This window comes from Ruegeria sp. A4 (assembly GCF_056543025.1).
This window is the reverse complement of record NZ_JBQGAW010000002.1, coordinates 188,873-204,135: the sequence shown is the minus strand read 5'-3', so window position 1 is coordinate 204,135 and position 15,263 is coordinate 188,873. Positions and strand designations below refer to the sequence as shown.

Sequence of the window (15,263 nt, the reverse complement as noted above, 5' to 3'; positions counted from 1 at the left end):
CCCCGCAGATCATGCACCCGCTTAACTTGCTGAGAATGAATGATGATTGAAAACTGGTACAGGGCCGACGAGGCACGGAAATGGCGTGATCGGGCCGGAACAGACCCCGCAGATCAGGAACTGGGCGAACGTGTCTATACCTCGCGGCTGATCGGTCAGAACCCGGACCTCCTGATGCACGGAGGAGGCAACACGTCGGTCAAACTGGAACGCCCTGATCTGTTCGGCGATCCACAGCGCGTTCTGCACGTCAAGGGATCTGGGTGGGATCTGGACAGCATCGAGGCACCGGGCCTGCCGGGCGTGTGGCTTGATCCTTTGATGAAACTGCGCGCACTGGACCATCTGTCAGATGCGCAGATGGTCAATGTTCAGCGCGCCAATCTGTTGGATTCGGGTTCTCCGAACCCCTCTGTGGAAACTCTGTTGCATGCATTTCTGCCGCACAAATATGTGGATCATACGCATGCGACACCCTTTCTGGTGCTTGCCAATCTGCCAAATGCCGAGGACGTCTGCCGCGAGATTTTTGGCGACCGACTGGGCATTGTGCCCTATATCATGCCTGGCTTCGGGTTGGCCAAAAAGGCGGCCGAGGTATTTGACGAAAACCCGAATGTCGAAGGGCTTCTGCTGCTTCAGCACGGGCATTTCACGTTCGGTGCGACGGCGCAGGAAAGCTATGACCGGATCGTGGCGCATACCAACGAGGTTGCTGCCTATTTCGGAATGAAGGACCTGACGACAATTGGCCGTCGCGATCCGGCTGAAAATCTTGAGGCATTGCCGATCCTGCGCGGGGTCATCGCCGAAGTGGCGGCCCAACGGGATGACCCGATGCCGGTTTTTGACCTCCGCAACGGGCCGGATGTCATGCAGTTTTTCGATCGTCCGGATATTGATTCATTGGCCCAGCGGGGCATGGCGTCGCCGGATCACGTGTTGCGGACAAAAGGCTGCCCGCTTGTATTGCGCGCGCCGGATTTGTCTGGGGGGCGGTCGCGGATCAAGGCAAAGGTCGAAGAATTTGCCAAAGACTATCGGGCGTATTTTGAACGGCAGGCGCCGCAGGCTGACGAACCCAAGAAACTGCTGCCCCAAGACCCCAAGCATGCCTGGATCGAGGGCGTGGGGATCCTGGGAATGGGCCCGAACGCAAAGGCTGCCTCGGCAGCGGCAGATCTTGCGGAACAAAACCTGCGGGTTCGAACAGTGGGCGAAGACGCGGGCGGTTTTTTTCCCATCAATGAAAAAGATCGCTTTGATTGTGAATACTGGTCCTTGGAACAGGCGAAGCTGGGCAAAAGCTCACCACCTCCGCTTCAGGGCAGGATTGTGATGGTGACCGGCGGTGCAGGGGCGATAGGTCTGGCCACCGCCAGGGCCTTTGCTGACGCCGGTGCAAATGTCGTTCTGGTGGACCAGGATGAACGTGCGTTGGCCGAAGCCAAATCGACACTTGGCACATGGCATTCGACATATGCCTGCGACGTAACCGAGAGAGGCGCCGCAGATGCCGCGATTGCGGCGGCGATACACCGGTTTGGTGGAATCGATGTAATGGTATCGAATGCCGGGTCGGCGACTTCGGGCGCTTTGCTGGATCTTGGCGACGACGAATTCCGTGCGGCTTTTGAACTGAATTTCTTCGCGCACAAGGCATTTGCGACACAGGCTGCCCGAGTGATGCAAGCTCAGGGCCGCGGCGGTCAGATCTTGTTCAATATCTCTAAACAGGCGATCAACCCGGGGCGGAACATGGGGGCCTATGGCACGCCAAAAGCCGCCACCCTGTTCCTATCGCGCCAGTTGACGCTTGAATTGGCCGAATATGGAATCCGTGTGAACGGGGTGAATGCAGACCGAATTCGCTCTGGCCTGCTGACGGATGGGTTCATTCAGGAACGCGCTGCCGCACGTGGCGTTTCCGAGGAGACCTATATGTCAGGCAACCTGCTGGGCCGCGAAGTCGAGGCGAAGCATGTCGCGGACGCCTTTGTTGCGCTGGCGCTGATGGAACGCACCACCGGTCATGTCGTGACTGTGGATGGCGGCAACACCGAGGCCGAACTTCGGTAACACCTTTGCCCGATTGGTTCCCTGCCTGTGGCGTATTGATGTTCCTCAGGCAGGAACTGCTGTTCGGTTCTCGCGGATCGGCAGGTGGACTATGGCGCTGAAGGCACCGATCGCGACCCCGATCCACCAAACCATGTTGTAGTCGCCATACTGGTCATACATGCGTCCGCCAAGCCAGACGCCCAGGAAGCTGCCGATCTGGTGGCTCAAGAAGATAAAGCCATAGAGCGTTCCCATGTAGCGCAGACCGTATAGATGCGCGACGAGCCCCGAAGTCAGCGGCACGGTGGCCAGCCAAAGCGATCCCATCACCAGCGAGAACACGATGACCGTAAGGGGTGTGATCGGGAACACGATGAACAAAGCCGCCGCAATCGTCCGGCCCGTATAAACCGCTGCCAGAAGGTATTTTTTCGGAAAGTGGTTGCCGGCCCAACCCGCCAGTAGCGTGCCGCCGATATTGGCCAGACCGATCAAGGAAATCGACACCGCACCAAGTGCGGATGTGGAGGTGATCCCGATGGAGTGCAGTACGCCTCCGGGTTGGATTGGTCCACACATCTCGGTCACGAAAGCCGGGAAATGCGCGGTGATGAAGCCCAGCTGGTATCCGCAGCTGAAAAAACCCAGAAATATCAGCGCATAGGAAGGATCGCGGAACGCTTTGCCCAGAATCTCGCTCATGCTTTCTTGCATCTCTGCTTTCGAAACGGGCTGGGGTGCGCGCATGAAGGGCAAGGTCAGCACAAGGGCAAGAATTGCCGCGGCGAACAGGACAAAAACCTGCTGCCAAGGCAGGAAAGTCAGCAGCCATTCGGCGGTCGGCGCCCCCAGAACCTGCCCAAAGCTGCCCGCGGCGGTAACAATGGCCAGCGACATGGACCGGTTTTCATCGGTGGACGCGCGTCCGACAACCGCCAGAACCACACCAAACCCGGTCCCGGCGATGCCGAAACCCACCAGCCACGCGTATATCTGATGCTCGAACGGCGTAACGGACCACGCCGTCAGCACCATGCCGGCCGCGTAGGTGAGAGCGCCGAGGATGATGGCTCGGCGGTCGCCCACCTTTTCGGCAATCGCGGCAAAGATCGGCTGCCCGATGCCCCAGGCCAGATTCTGAATTGCAATCGCCATCGAGAAATCGGTCCGAAGCCAGCCGAACTCATCGGCTATCGGAATCTGGAATACACCGAACGACGCACGAACGGCGAAGCTGACCGTTATGATGATACATCCGACAATCAGAATCGGATTCAACAAGCGGGCGGATCGGGACATGGGACCTCAGGCGTTACGTCCGAAGGACCGTATTACTTTTGGTGTCACCGTCAATTCAGCAGATTTGCGGTCACGGATAAACAAAATTGATGTGTCGCCAAAAATGGCTTCTTTTCAACGGCCGAGGCGACGGGTAAGGCTCGGATTCATGACGGATCTTATTTCGCTTTACGAGGCCCGCATCGCGGACGGAACGCTGACACGCGACGGCGCGCAAGAGGCCGTTCTGCCCCAATTCGAACGTATCCGGGCGGCGCTGTCCAAGCCGGTAAAACGCGGGCTCTTCCGCAAGGCGCCTCCGCCACCCAAAGGACTGTACCTGTGGGGCGGTGTCGGGCGTGGGAAATCCATGCTGATGGACATGTTCGTCGACACACTGGACAATATCCCGGCACGACGCGTGCATTTTCACGCTTTCATGCAGGAAATTCACGCTGGAATGCACAAGGCCCGGCAACAGAATGTCGAGGATGCCCTGGCACCGGTGGCGCAGGAGGTGGTCAATTCAGTTCGCCTGCTCGCGTTTGACGAAATGCAGATCACCGACATTACGGACGCAATGATTGTCGGGAGGCTGTTTGACTTGCTGCACGAGGGCGGCGTGGTCGTGGTTACCACGTCGAACAGGCATCCCGACGATCTGTACAAGGATGGGCTAAACCGGCAGCTGTTCCTGCCCTTCATCGCCCATATCAAAGAGCAGTTGCAGGTGTGGGAATTGGTGTCGCCCACGGACTATCGGCAGAACCGGTTGGAGGGTGCCCCGGTCTATTTCACTCCGATTGGCCCAGAAGCCCGGCAGAAGATCAGAGAGGTCTGGACAGATCTTGCCGGCGGACCCGCTGATCCGCTTGTGTTGCACGTCAAAGGCCGGGCCGTCGAATTGCCCGCCTTTCGCAACGGGGTGGCGCGGGCTTCATTCTATGATCTGTGTGGCCGCATGCTTGGGCCGGGTGATTATCTGGCGATCGCTGAAGAGGTAAAGGTGCTGGTGCTTGAGGACATCCCGCGCCTGTCGCGCAACAATTTCAACGAGGCCAAGCGTTTCGTCACCCTGATTGATGCGCTTTACGAAGCCAGGGTGCGTTTGATCTGTTCGGCTGCGGCGGAACCCGAGATGCTGTATGTCGAAGGTGAAGGAACCTTCGAATTTGAACGCACGGCATCACGCCTGCGGGAAATGCAGGATCAGGATTGGGGGCGACAGGGGCGCTGATCCGCCCGTATCGCCCGCGCCGCATCCAAGACAGTGCCAGCCAGATCATGAGGCCGGAACGCGCCTACCCGTTTTCTTGCAGAATTTTTCCAGCCAGATAGAGCGAGCCGCAGATCAGAACCCGCGCCTGCGGGTCAGTGTCCGTGATCACTTTCAATGCGTCTGCTACGCTGTCTGCGGTGGTTGCGGGAAGGTTGACCCTGGCCGCAGCCGCAGCGGTTTCTTCCGCGCTGAGCGTTGCGGTCTCACCCGGAATGGACACGGCTGTCAGACTTGTCGCCTTTTCTGCCAGAGGTGCCAGATACCCTGTCACATCCTTGGTGTTGAGCATGCCGCAGATCATGTGCGTGGGTTTTTGCGGCAGGTTCGTCAGCACGTCCGCCAACGCGATTCCGGCGGCGGCGTTGTGACCACCATCCAGCCAAATCTCGGCCTGCGGGGCCTGATCGACGAGCGGGCCGGATTTCAGACGCTGCATTCGCGCCGGCCATTCGGCCTTGGTCACGGCAGCTTCGTATGCGTCGTCGCCCATGTTCAGATGGCGCAGAACAGCCAACGCTGCGCCCGCATTCTGAATCTGATGTGCGCCCAGAAGGTTGGGCAGAGGCACATCCCGCAAACCGGTTTCGTCCTGATAGATCAGACGCCCGTTTTCTTCCTGCACGTGCCAGTGCTGACCATGAACCAACAAAGGCGCACCCAATCGGGCGGCCGTGTATTCGATGACCTCAAGCGCTTCGTCCTGTTGCGGGCCGACAATGCACGGAACGCCGGGCTTGATGATGCCCGCTTTTTCCGCCGCGATCTTGCCCAAAGTATCACCCAGGAACTGTTCATGGTCGATGGATACGGGGGTAATAACCGTGACGGCCGGGTTTTCAATCACGTTTGTGGCGTCCAGACGCCCGCCCAGCCCGACCTCGAGCAATGTGAAATCTGCCTTGGCGCGGGCAAAGGCCAACAGGGCGGCGCATGTGGTGATCTCGAAATAAGTGATGTTTTCGCCGCCATTGGCAGAGTAGCATTCATCCAGAACCGCCGTCAGCTCTGGCTCCGAGATCAGCACTCCGGCCAATCGAATACGTTCATGAAAACGGGCCAGATGCGGCGAGGTATAGGCGTGTACCAAGCGCCCCGCCCCTTCCAGCCCCGCTCTGATCATCGCCTGAGTTGAGCCCTTGCCGTTGGTCCCGGCAATATGGATGACCGGCGGCAATTTCAGCTGCGGATTGTCCAGTGCTTCCAGCAGACGCCAGACACGGTCCAAGGTCAGATCAATGATCTTGGGGTGCAGCGCCATCATCCGGTCGAGGATGGCGTCGGACGTCTTGGCCGTCATTTCTGATCTGTCTCTTCGGCGGGGGCCTCGATTGCGTCGGTTGGTTCCGGTGCAGGCAGATCGCCCTTGATCGCCGGCGGCAGATTCATCAGCATCCGCGTGATGGTAATCAGTTCATCGCGCATTTCGGTACGTCTGGTGACACGGTCCAGCATCCCGTGATCCAGCAGGTATTCGGCGCGTTGAAAGCCTTCGGGCAGTTTTTCGCGGATCGTCTGCTCGATCACGCGAGGCCCGGCAAAACAGATCAGCGCGTTGGGTTCCGAGATATGGACATCGCCCAGCATCGCATAAGACGCAGTAACGCCACCGGTTGTCGGATGAGTCAGTACCACGATATATGGCAGGTTGGCTTCTTTCAGCATCTCGACTGCCACGGTGGTGCGCGGCATCTGCATCAGGCTGAGGATACCTTCCTGCATACGGGCGCCACCGGCTGCCGAGAAAAGGATAAGCGGCCGTTTGAGTTTCACCGCCTCCTGCGCGGCGGCGATGATCGCGTTGCCGACATACATGCCCATCGATCCGCCCATGAACGAAAAATCCTGCGCGGCGGCCACAATGGGGGTGCGGCCAATTTCACCCAAGGCGACCAGCATGGCTTCCTTTTCGCCGGTCTTCTTCTGCGCTGCTTTCATGCGGTCGGGGTATTTCTTCTGATCGCGGAATTGCAACGGGTCGTCTTTTGGCGCGGGTACTTCAAGTTCGGTAAAGATGCCGCCGTCAAACAAGTGCTTGAACCGCTCTCGCGGTGTGATCGCCATGTGGTGGTCGCACTGTGTGCAGACATTCTGGTTTTCCGCCAGCTCGCGATGGAACAGCATCGTTCCGCATTCGTCGCATTTGTGCCAGAGGTTTTCAGGCACTTCGCGGCGTGAGAAGATCGAGTTGATCCGGGGGCGGACGTAGTTTGTGATCCAGTTCATGTCGGAACCTTGGCTTGTGCGGTGTTGACGTCAAATAGGACGCCACGGAAGGAATTGCAATCAACGCCTGAGCGCAAGTCGCGCGGCCAGCCAGCAAACGAACATCACGGCAAGGTCCACCAGAAGCCAGGGGCGAAGCTGTTCGGCGTCGGATGCATCGAACGGAAGGGTGAACAGCGCCAGCCCGTTCAGATTGTCGGGCAACGAGATGAACAGCAACGCAATGATGTTGTTGAAAAAATGCAAGGCGATAGCTGGCCCCAATGTTCCCGCCCGTGCCGTTAGGTCCGATGTCAGCAGACCGAAAACGCAAGCCCACAGCGCAATCAGCAACGCGTTGTCGCCAGCCATGTCCGGTGTGTAATGTCCAACTGCAAACAGGATGGATGGTACCCCCATCCAGATGACAGGCGATTGGAATCTGGCTGCCAGGGTTTGCTGAATATAGCCTCTGAACAACAGCTCTTCGGCGCTGGTCTGCACCAGAACAACCAAGGCCGAAACCGGCAAAAGAAGAAGCCAGGTTGACAATGGCAGGTTCTGCGACAGAGATCCGCCAAAGCCATAAGGCGGCAGCAGGAACCCGACAGCGCCCAAAATAAGCAGTGCTTTCAACACTTTGAGGAATTGGCCCGCAGCCAATCGGTACCCGCCCACGATGGACACCAAAGACCTGTGCTGAACCTGCCGCGCGGCGACGGCCACGCCCAGAATGATGAATCCGAAACTGGCCAACAGCAACAGCAACGCGAGGGGTGAACCGCCCAACAGAAGCGTCTGCGCCCAGCTTTCCGGACCCATCCCGGCAACCACGGTAAAAAACACCATGTTCAGAACGCTGACCAGCACGGCAACCAGCAAGAGCCCCAGCAACAGGCGCCAGATTTCCGGTTTGCCGCGCGCGGTTTCGACCAGATGGTCATGAGCGGAATATGCTTTAGGCATTATAATCCGTGCTTTCCTGAATCGCCTGATCCGTAATCGTCGGGAGCAGCTCTTCGGGGTTCTGCGCCGCATTGATTCTTGTGGACAACGTAGTCAGATATCCCGCAACAGTCTGTAGCAATTGCGTAGCAACCGAAGCGTCGCTTTCGACCACGGCACGCAGTTCCTCGGCGCCGATACGCAGGAACCTGCAATCTTCGGTGGCGACCAGATCCAGTTGTCTGGGCTCTCCTGTTATGATCGAGAGATCACCGATCAGTCGCCCGGGCTCGATTATCGAGATCGGGCGTTTTTGTCCATCATCCGTGGGCCAGTCCAGCCTGGCCTGCCCTGAGACGCACAGATACGCCGCGTCGGGCGCCTGACCACGCGAGAAGATGACTTGCCCCGCTGCTGCTTCGTACCATTGCGCTGAGAAAGCCAGCAGCCGCTGGTTGCGGCCATCCACGCCGGAAAACAACTCGGTCGCCGAAATGATCTCGAGCTTGCGGCTCAGATCGTCCGACGTGCTGTCTTCTTGCGGGGATTTGGATCGTGACACACCATCGATACGGCCATCCTTGATTTCCACAAACAGATCATACGCTTCGGGATGTGCAAAGTGATCTTCCATAAATATCATAATGGAATCCGGCAACAATTCCCGCAGTTTCAGGCGGGTGCGCAACCGGCTTTCGGAATCGTGACTTGCCAGGGCCCTGTCCAGAATCAGGACGTCAGGCCGTTTGATACCCGCGCGAGAGAATGCGGCACGCTCCTGAAAGACGGTCGGCAGATTGTTCCCGCCCAGGCCTGCTGGCAGATCGTAGATGATGGCAGCTGCACGGCGTCGCAGGCCGGCTTCGTTCATGGCTTCGGCCACAACGTCTTCTATTTCGTCCGCGTGTGCACCGGCCATCAACGAAACCCGGCCGTAGATCGCATTTTCCATCACGGTCAGACGTGGCACATAGATGTCCGGCGCAACTGACATGAACATGCCGCCCATCGCATCCCGCAGCCGCTTGGCCTGACTTTTGCGGATGGAAAGAATCTTTTCCTTGTATTCTTCCGGGAAGTTTGGGCCGATCTGCTCCGCCGTCAACAGGAACGGCACCGTCAATAGCAATGCGCGCTCCTGGTCGCTCACGGCCATATCACCTTTGGCTTTGCGCCGTTCTTCGATATCCAGCAATTTGTGATACATGTCCTTGGACATGCCAAGCCTAAGGAAAAGCGGGTGATCCGCCCCGTCCCGCCCGAAGGTCTTGCTGAGCGTGTCCATGACGGCCTGAGAGATGCTGATCACGTCGTCAACCAGATCATGGGATCTGAGCATCTGAACGAACCGTTCGTCACCCGCCAAAATATCCGGAGAAATGTCCTTGGATGGCGCCGCGAACAACAGGTTTCCGCCCAGCGGAACTGCCGGGTTAAAGCGATCAGGGTCGAACCGGTACACATATCGATCAAGCCCCTTTTCTGCCAGGCGCTCGGCGATGGTCCCTCGTAAATTGACAACTTCCTGTGCCAGGATCGGGTGAATTTCCGGGTCGAACTGCGTACGCAAAGTGCGGCGGAACATGAACTCGTCGATACCCATCGCTTCCACCAGCTGGAACCACCAGTCACGTATGTCGTCGATATCGTCAAGACCGGCAAGGCCCGGGTCAATCCACTCATCGTCCAGTGAATCCGGTGAATTGCCTGCACGAACAGCTTCGATCTGCCACCGCGTCGGGGCCTTGAGCGAATCTACTTGGTGTCGTGGATGCGTGCGCAAAGGCATCATGAGGTTGTCGCCCAATGTCCCGTCAAACAGATAAGGGCGCGAATAGGCATAGCCGATCCGGGCCGCGATGACGGCCTGATGCAGACCGCGCAGATTATGCCCGGCTATGATCACCTCACCCTGAGCCGGCAACACCTCACGAGTCAGAAGCTGTCCCAACGCACTGCGTTCCGACGCCTGTCCAGACTGAATTGCGACGCGCGCGCCGCGCGGAATGGTCAGATCGAGATCTTCGAGAACGGTTTTACCATCGCTGTCGCGAACCGTCACATTTCGCAGCTCTATGTCGCCAGTCAGACGCGGAATGGTTTCAGGCTCACCCTCGAAAAGCTCTTCCGGCATCATGTTGTCCGGCGCAAATCTCTCGGTGACGATTTCCCACCGCAAAGACATGTCCTGTACCTGATTGTAATAGGTCAGCAGATCCTTCCATGGGCCGCTCAGATCCTTGTAGGCGCCCAACGCGGCAACCAGCGCACCTACGGTCACCTCACCGGTAATCGCCAGATATCCACCCACTGAATAAAACAGGAAGGGTGTCATCTGAGTTATCAGGTTGTTGAGGAACTTCATGAAGAATTTTTTGTTGTAGATCTTGAAGCGGATCTCGAACAGCTTCCCCAGCCGATGGCTGAATTGCGCAAGGCGATAGCGCCACCCTCCGTTGGTCCGCAGATCGCTGATACCCGCCGCAGTTTCGCCGATCTCCGAGCTCAGACGTCGAACTTCCTGAATGCGGTCCTTGTTCAGAAGGTTGATTTGCCGCTGAAGCTTGGGGATCAGCCAGGCCTGAAGCGGGATCAGCGCGATACTGGCAAGTCCGAACCAAACGCTTTGCATGAACAGGAAGGTGACGATCGTCATCATCTGGCCGAACTGGAAAACCGGCTGCGCGATGGCATCCCCCATCAGGCCACCCATCGGTTCGGCCTCGGACGTGATCATCGATACCAGCTCACCCTGGCTGGTGGTCGCAAAATAGGATTTCGGAAACCGCATCGACCGTTGGATCAACGTATAGCGCAGGCGCCGCAGCATGCGCTCGGCAAGGACGCCCTTCATCGTGTTGATGCGCATCTTCATGACACCGCTCACGATCACCGTCGCCAGGAACGCAACACACAGTATCATCAGATACTGAACCTGCGTCACGGTGAAGTTCCATATGGTTACCGTGTCACCCGGCGCGCCAATTGCGTCGTTGATGATTTGTTTGGGCAGTTCCAGCGAGGCGTAAAGAAACGGGAACGACAGGACCGTCAGCAGAAGAAGAACAAGTTGCTGTTTCTTCGAATACTTCCAAATGAAGGCAAATAAAGTGGACTCCATAACCTGGCCTTGTCATGCGCTAAACTGTTGTGTGGCTGTTCTTGGGATGACCCACTTTGCAGGAGCCAAACGGTAAGCACTGACCCGGTACATTGCAAGAATAGACCGGTTCAGTTTCAGCATGTTGCGCCTAACCAAATTATGGAGGGACCCCAACAGGAAAACACAAGGCTTCGATAGCAATTCCGTTATTGCGGCTTTGTTCATGCTGTTGTCCTTGACTAAGGCCGGGCATTATCGGACGACGTGGCCATGGGCAGGATTCTGGATCGCTATTTTCATCGCAAGATTCTGGGGCGCTGGCGTCGAGCCGCGCATCAGGCGCCGTATGCCAGCCAGGCAGATTTGCGCTTGCAACGGGATCAGGCCCGCGGCTTGCGCAGGCATCTTGATCATCTGATTCAGCAGGCGGACAGTCGCCTGATCCGGCCAACGATTGGGTCAACGCAGTTTCCCAAACCCGTCGGAACAGACTGGAGCTGCCGCCCCGACCTATGGCGTGCGCCCCTGACGCAACCGGGTGTGGCTTCGGCCCCGCGAAAGACCGTTCTGGACAGTCAGGTCAGCGTGTTCCACGACTGCCCGCTTTCTGAAATTGCCGTTCGGCAAGTCCGGAATAGAGGGGACAGAGATCTGGCTCCGTTCAGTCTCGTGATCGAGGTTTTCAGCTTTGGGGGGTCCTTCCTGTCCGTTTCGGTTGAATTGCCTGTGGATGCTGCAATTCATCTAACGCGCGAGCATCTTGTGAGGCTGGAAACCCTGATCGAGTGTGAAAAGCCATCGGGCGTTTTCGCGCGCCTCAACATTCAGCACGGGCCCAATATGGAACAGGTGTTGCGAAGCCTTGATCCCAGCGAGGTATCAAAGGCCGTGGATTTTGATCTGGCGCATCTCCCCCTGAATGAGCGCAGGATCGAAAAAATCTGGCTGGATTTGATTTTTGAAACGCCCGAGATGAACCGCACGGTGGTGCGGGATCTTACGTTTTGCCGTTTTCATCGTGCCGATTTGTGAGAAGATCAGTCATGACGCAGACCAAGCTAACCTTCATACGGTTCGAAAACGGAGTCTGGCAAGGCCACATTCAAGCCAGCAGTACGCCTAACCCCGAGGTAAGCTATCAGGGCGAAACCCTGAGCGATGTTGACCTGTCGCCCGCAGAAGACGGATGGGACTTGCGCATACAGGTGCCTGTTGCAGCCCTATCCGAAGGCGTGCACACGTTCGTCGTTGCAGATGCAGCCACAACCGAAAAACTGGGAAGCTTCACGGTGATTGCCGGTGAGCCCGCCGCAGATGATCTAAGGGCCGAAATTGATTTGCTGCGGGCTGAACTGGATATGCTGAAACGCGCTTTCCGCCGGATTTGCCGAGACGACCCCTAATCCGTTCCTGCTAGTTTTCCTGTCAATCTTGCCAGATTCGTGCATCATTGGCGTTTTCAGAGCGGATCGCGCCTTGTCATGGATCGCAGCAGCATAGTCAAAGTCATCGCTTTGATGGTTACCGGATTTGGCATCGGTATTGATTTTACCGGCGCCCTGATGCTGGTGCCTGCGATCGAAAGCAGCTTTGACGCCGACATCACCAGCACCCAATGGGTTCTGAACATCTATGCCTTGTTTTTCGCCATGACCATGGTCGCAGGCGGACGGCTTGGCGACATGTATGGCCACCGCAGAATGATGCTTTTTGGCCTGTCGATCTTTCTGTTTTCCTCGGTCATGTGCTTTGTTTCGCCCAGTCTTGATTTTCTTGTCATTGCGCGTGCGCTGCAAGGCATCGGCGCGGGTTGTGTGTGGCCCTGCACGCTGGCCTTCGGGGCAACCAAAGTATCAAAGCCAGAACATCGAGCCTTGGTGATGGGGCTAATTCTAGCAGGTGTGACCACCGGAAACGTGTTTGGTCCGATGCTCAGCGGATTGGCCGTGAACTTGGGAGAGTGGCGCTACTTTTTCCTCGCCAATGTGGTCTTTTCCTGCATTTCGATGGCCACCGCGCTGATCCTGATGGAGCGCGAAACACAGCACAAACCGGATGAACACCTCGACCTCGCCGGAATGGGTGTGTTGTCCTTTGCCGTTTTGCTGCTGCTTTACGGTTTGGATGTGGGCGCGGACTGGGGGTGGACGTCCGTTCCGTTGTTGATGCTGTTTTTCACCAGCGCTGCGCTTTTCATTCTGTTCCCCAAAGTCGAGAAACGCGTGACAGAGCCGCTGCTTTTGCCGCAGATGATGCAAAACCGCGAGTTTCGCATCACCCTTGGCCTGAACATGTTCAACGTGTCCGCGGCATTTGTGGGGCTGCTGTATTTTCCCCAATACATGCAAAAGGTGCTGGGCTGGTCGACGTTTGAATCGGCACTGGGCTTGGCGCCGCTGACCGTGTTGCTTGCCGTGGGATCAATTGTTTCGGGCACGCTTTACAATGATTTCGGCCCCAAGCGGCTGCTGTTTTGGGGATATCTGATCGCAACGATCGGCGCTGCGACCATTGTCGTGCTGCCCGGTGATCTGGGGTACTTTCGCATCCTGCCCGGCATGGCGATGATCGGGCTGGGCGCAACATTGACGGTTGGGCCGTCCGGAACTGCTGCAATGTGTGCCGTAAAGCCGGAACGGGCTGGGCTGGTTGGCGGCCTGAGCTTCATGACCCACCTGGTTTACGGCGCAATCTCTGTCGCCTGTGCCACCGCCATTATGTACGTCGTCAGCCTGTCTGAGCTTCGCCAGTATGTGGCCGCTTCGGGCATCAAGTTGACCGAAGCAGAGCTTCGCACGATCAACGGCGGAACACTTGATACGCCGTCCGCCCATGCGGTTATCAGCCGGTTGTCATCCAGCGAAGCAGAGACGGTTCAACGGGCATTGTCGGCGGCGTTTGACAGCGGGATGAGTATGGCTTTCGTCTTTTCGGCCTTGTCCGTCTCGGTCGGTCTCGTTCTGGCGCTGCTTCTCGACGAAAAAAAACTGCACCGGATCGAAAGCTGAAGCCGGGAGCCAAGGGCTGCGACATCCGCAGCCCTTACCGTTTTACTGTGACGGCCCGTTGGGGTTGAAGGCCGACAGCCCCTTCAGGATATCGATGGCATAGGCCAGCTGGTAATCCTCTTCCCTCAGCTCTGCGGTTGCCTCGGCCTTGGCGCGATCTTCCTCGATCTGGCGGATCTCATCTTCGCTCAGACTGTCATTGTTGAGGCTACCGCGCAGATCGGCCTCGGAGCGCGAACGGGCGTTGGCTTCTTCCTCTTCCGGTTCTGGCGCCGGACGGGGTTGTTCCACGATAATATCAGGGCTGACACCCAGAGCCTGAATCGACCGCCCTGATGGGGTGTAATACCGGGACGTGGTCAGGCGCATCGCACCATCACCCCGAAGCGGCATCACCGTCTGAACCGACCCTTTGCCGAAGCTTTTGGTGCCGACGACGATGGCCCGGCGATGATCCTGAAGTGCGCCCGCGACGATTTCAGATGCCGAGGCCGAACCACCATTGATCAACACGACAATGGGTTTGCCTTCCGCCAGATCGCCGGGGGTGGCGTTGAAACGCTCACCCTCTTCCGGGTCCCGTCCACGGGTCGAGACGATTTCCCCTTCGTTCAGGAACGCATCCGAAACTTTGATGGCCTGTGTTAACAGACCGCCCGGGTTGTTGCGCAGGTCCAGTACGACACCATTGACCTTGTCGATGCCACCAGCTTCTTCGATCTGTTCCTTCAACCCTTCCTGTAGGTTGGGGAAAGTCTGATCATTAAAGGTCGTTACCCGCAGCACGACACTTGTGCCCTCGGTGCGGGCGCGAACGGCGGTCAGTTTGATCGTGTCACGGATAATGGTGACATCGAAGGGATCAGGTTCGCCTTCGCGCACGACGGTAATAACAATCTCGGAGCCGACCGGACCCCGCATCAGATCCACCGCCTTGTCCAGCGTCAGGCCCAGAATGCTTTCGCCATCCACATGCGTGATGAAATCTCCGGCTTCGATCCCGGCCTCGTCAGCGGGCGTGTCGTCGATGGGAGACACGACTTTGACAAAACCGTCTTCCTGCGTGACCTCAATACCCAGTCCACCGAACTCGCCCCGGGTCTGCACGCGCATCTGCTCGGCATCATCAGGCGAAAGATAACTGGAATGCGGATCAAGAGAGGTCAGCATACCATCGATTGCCGCTTCGATAAGTTCTTCGGGCTCGACCTCTTCGACATATTGCGCACGGATGCGTTCGAAAATGTCACCAAACAGGTCAAGCTGTTCATAGACGCTAGCCTTGTTCACAGCCTCTTGCGCCAGCAGGGGGCCTGCGATCTGTGTTGTCGCAAGAATGCCTGCCACAGTTCCGGCCAAACCGGCCATCACAAATTTCTTCATACTC

The 15,263-nt window shown here is 57.6% G+C and carries 11 protein-coding genes; 5 read left to right on the top strand and 6 right to left on the bottom strand.

Annotated elements, in window-relative coordinates; translation table 11 throughout:
- Positions 1-39 precede the first annotated feature (39 nt).
- Complete coding sequence (locus tag ACR0E2_RS10215; RefSeq protein WP_480446315.1) at positions 40-2,079, top strand: bifunctional aldolase/short-chain dehydrogenase; 2,040 nt, start codon at positions 40-42, stop codon at positions 2,077-2,079.
- A 45-nt stretch (positions 2,080-2,124) separates the two neighbouring features.
- Here ACR0E2_RS10215 and ACR0E2_RS10210 read toward each other — a convergent pair whose 3' ends face one another.
- The gene (locus ACR0E2_RS10210) at positions 2,125-3,360 is read right to left on the bottom strand and encodes an MFS transporter (RefSeq protein WP_480446314.1); all 1,236 of its coding nucleotides are present in this window, start codon (positions 3,358-3,360) and stop codon (positions 2,125-2,127) included.
- A 148-nt stretch (positions 3,361-3,508) separates the two neighbouring features.
- Here ACR0E2_RS10210 and zapE point away from each other — a divergent pair, with 148 nt between their 5' ends.
- Complete coding sequence (gene zapE, locus ACR0E2_RS10205; protein ID WP_480446313.1) at positions 3,509-4,576, top strand: cell division protein ZapE; 1,068 nt, start codon at positions 3,509-3,511, stop codon at positions 4,574-4,576.
- Between the two features lie 64 nt (positions 4,577-4,640).
- On the opposite strand, the gene ACR0E2_RS10200 is transcribed toward zapE, so the two are convergent.
- From ACR0E2_RS10200 to ACR0E2_RS10185, 4 genes are read right to left on the bottom strand one after another with little or no spacing between them, the layout of a single operon-like run.
- Positions 4,641-5,915 (bottom strand): bifunctional folylpolyglutamate synthase/dihydrofolate synthase, encoded by a 1,275-nt coding sequence (locus ACR0E2_RS10200; RefSeq protein ID WP_480446312.1) that lies wholly within the window; start codon positions 5,913-5,915, stop codon positions 4,641-4,643.
- The gene (accD, locus tag ACR0E2_RS10195; RefSeq protein ID WP_171205075.1) at positions 5,912-6,841 is read right to left on the bottom strand and encodes an acetyl-CoA carboxylase, carboxyltransferase subunit beta; all 930 of its coding nucleotides are present in this window, start codon (positions 6,839-6,841) and stop codon (positions 5,912-5,914) included. The genes ACR0E2_RS10200 and accD overlap by 4 nt, the downstream gene beginning before the upstream one ends.
- Before the next feature lie 60 nt (positions 6,842-6,901).
- On the bottom strand, positions 6,902-7,786 hold the full coding sequence (locus ACR0E2_RS10190) for a CPBP family intramembrane glutamic endopeptidase (RefSeq protein WP_480446311.1): 885 nt from the start codon (positions 7,784-7,786) through the stop codon (positions 6,902-6,904).
- Entirely contained in the window at positions 7,779-10,886 is a 3,108-nt protein-coding gene (locus ACR0E2_RS10185) for an ABC transporter transmembrane domain-containing protein (protein ID WP_480446310.1), read from the bottom strand. The genes ACR0E2_RS10190 and ACR0E2_RS10185 overlap by 8 nt, the downstream gene beginning before the upstream one ends.
- A 252-nt stretch (positions 10,887-11,138) precedes the next feature.
- Here ACR0E2_RS10185 and ACR0E2_RS10180 point away from each other — a divergent pair, with 252 nt between their 5' ends.
- From ACR0E2_RS10180 to ACR0E2_RS10170, 3 genes are all read left to right on the top strand, one after another.
- The gene (locus ACR0E2_RS10180; RefSeq protein WP_480446309.1) at positions 11,139-11,900 is read left to right on the top strand and encodes a DUF6478 family protein; all 762 of its coding nucleotides are present in this window, start codon (positions 11,139-11,141) and stop codon (positions 11,898-11,900) included.
- An 11-nt stretch (positions 11,901-11,911) separates the two neighbouring features.
- Positions 11,912-12,271, top strand: a complete 360-nt coding sequence (locus ACR0E2_RS10175; RefSeq protein WP_480446308.1) for a hypothetical protein — start codon at positions 11,912-11,914, stop codon at positions 12,269-12,271.
- A gap of 78 nt (positions 12,272-12,349) precedes the next feature.
- On the top strand, positions 12,350-13,876 hold the full coding sequence (locus tag ACR0E2_RS10170; RefSeq protein WP_480446307.1) for an MFS transporter: 1,527 nt from the start codon (positions 12,350-12,352) through the stop codon (positions 13,874-13,876).
- 42 nt (positions 13,877-13,918) lie between these two features.
- On the opposite strand, the gene ACR0E2_RS10165 is transcribed toward ACR0E2_RS10170, so the two are convergent.
- On the bottom strand, positions 13,919-15,259 hold the full coding sequence (locus ACR0E2_RS10165) for a S41 family peptidase (protein ID WP_171169475.1): 1,341 nt from the start codon (positions 15,257-15,259) through the stop codon (positions 13,919-13,921).
- Positions 15,260-15,263: the final 4 nt, after the last annotated feature.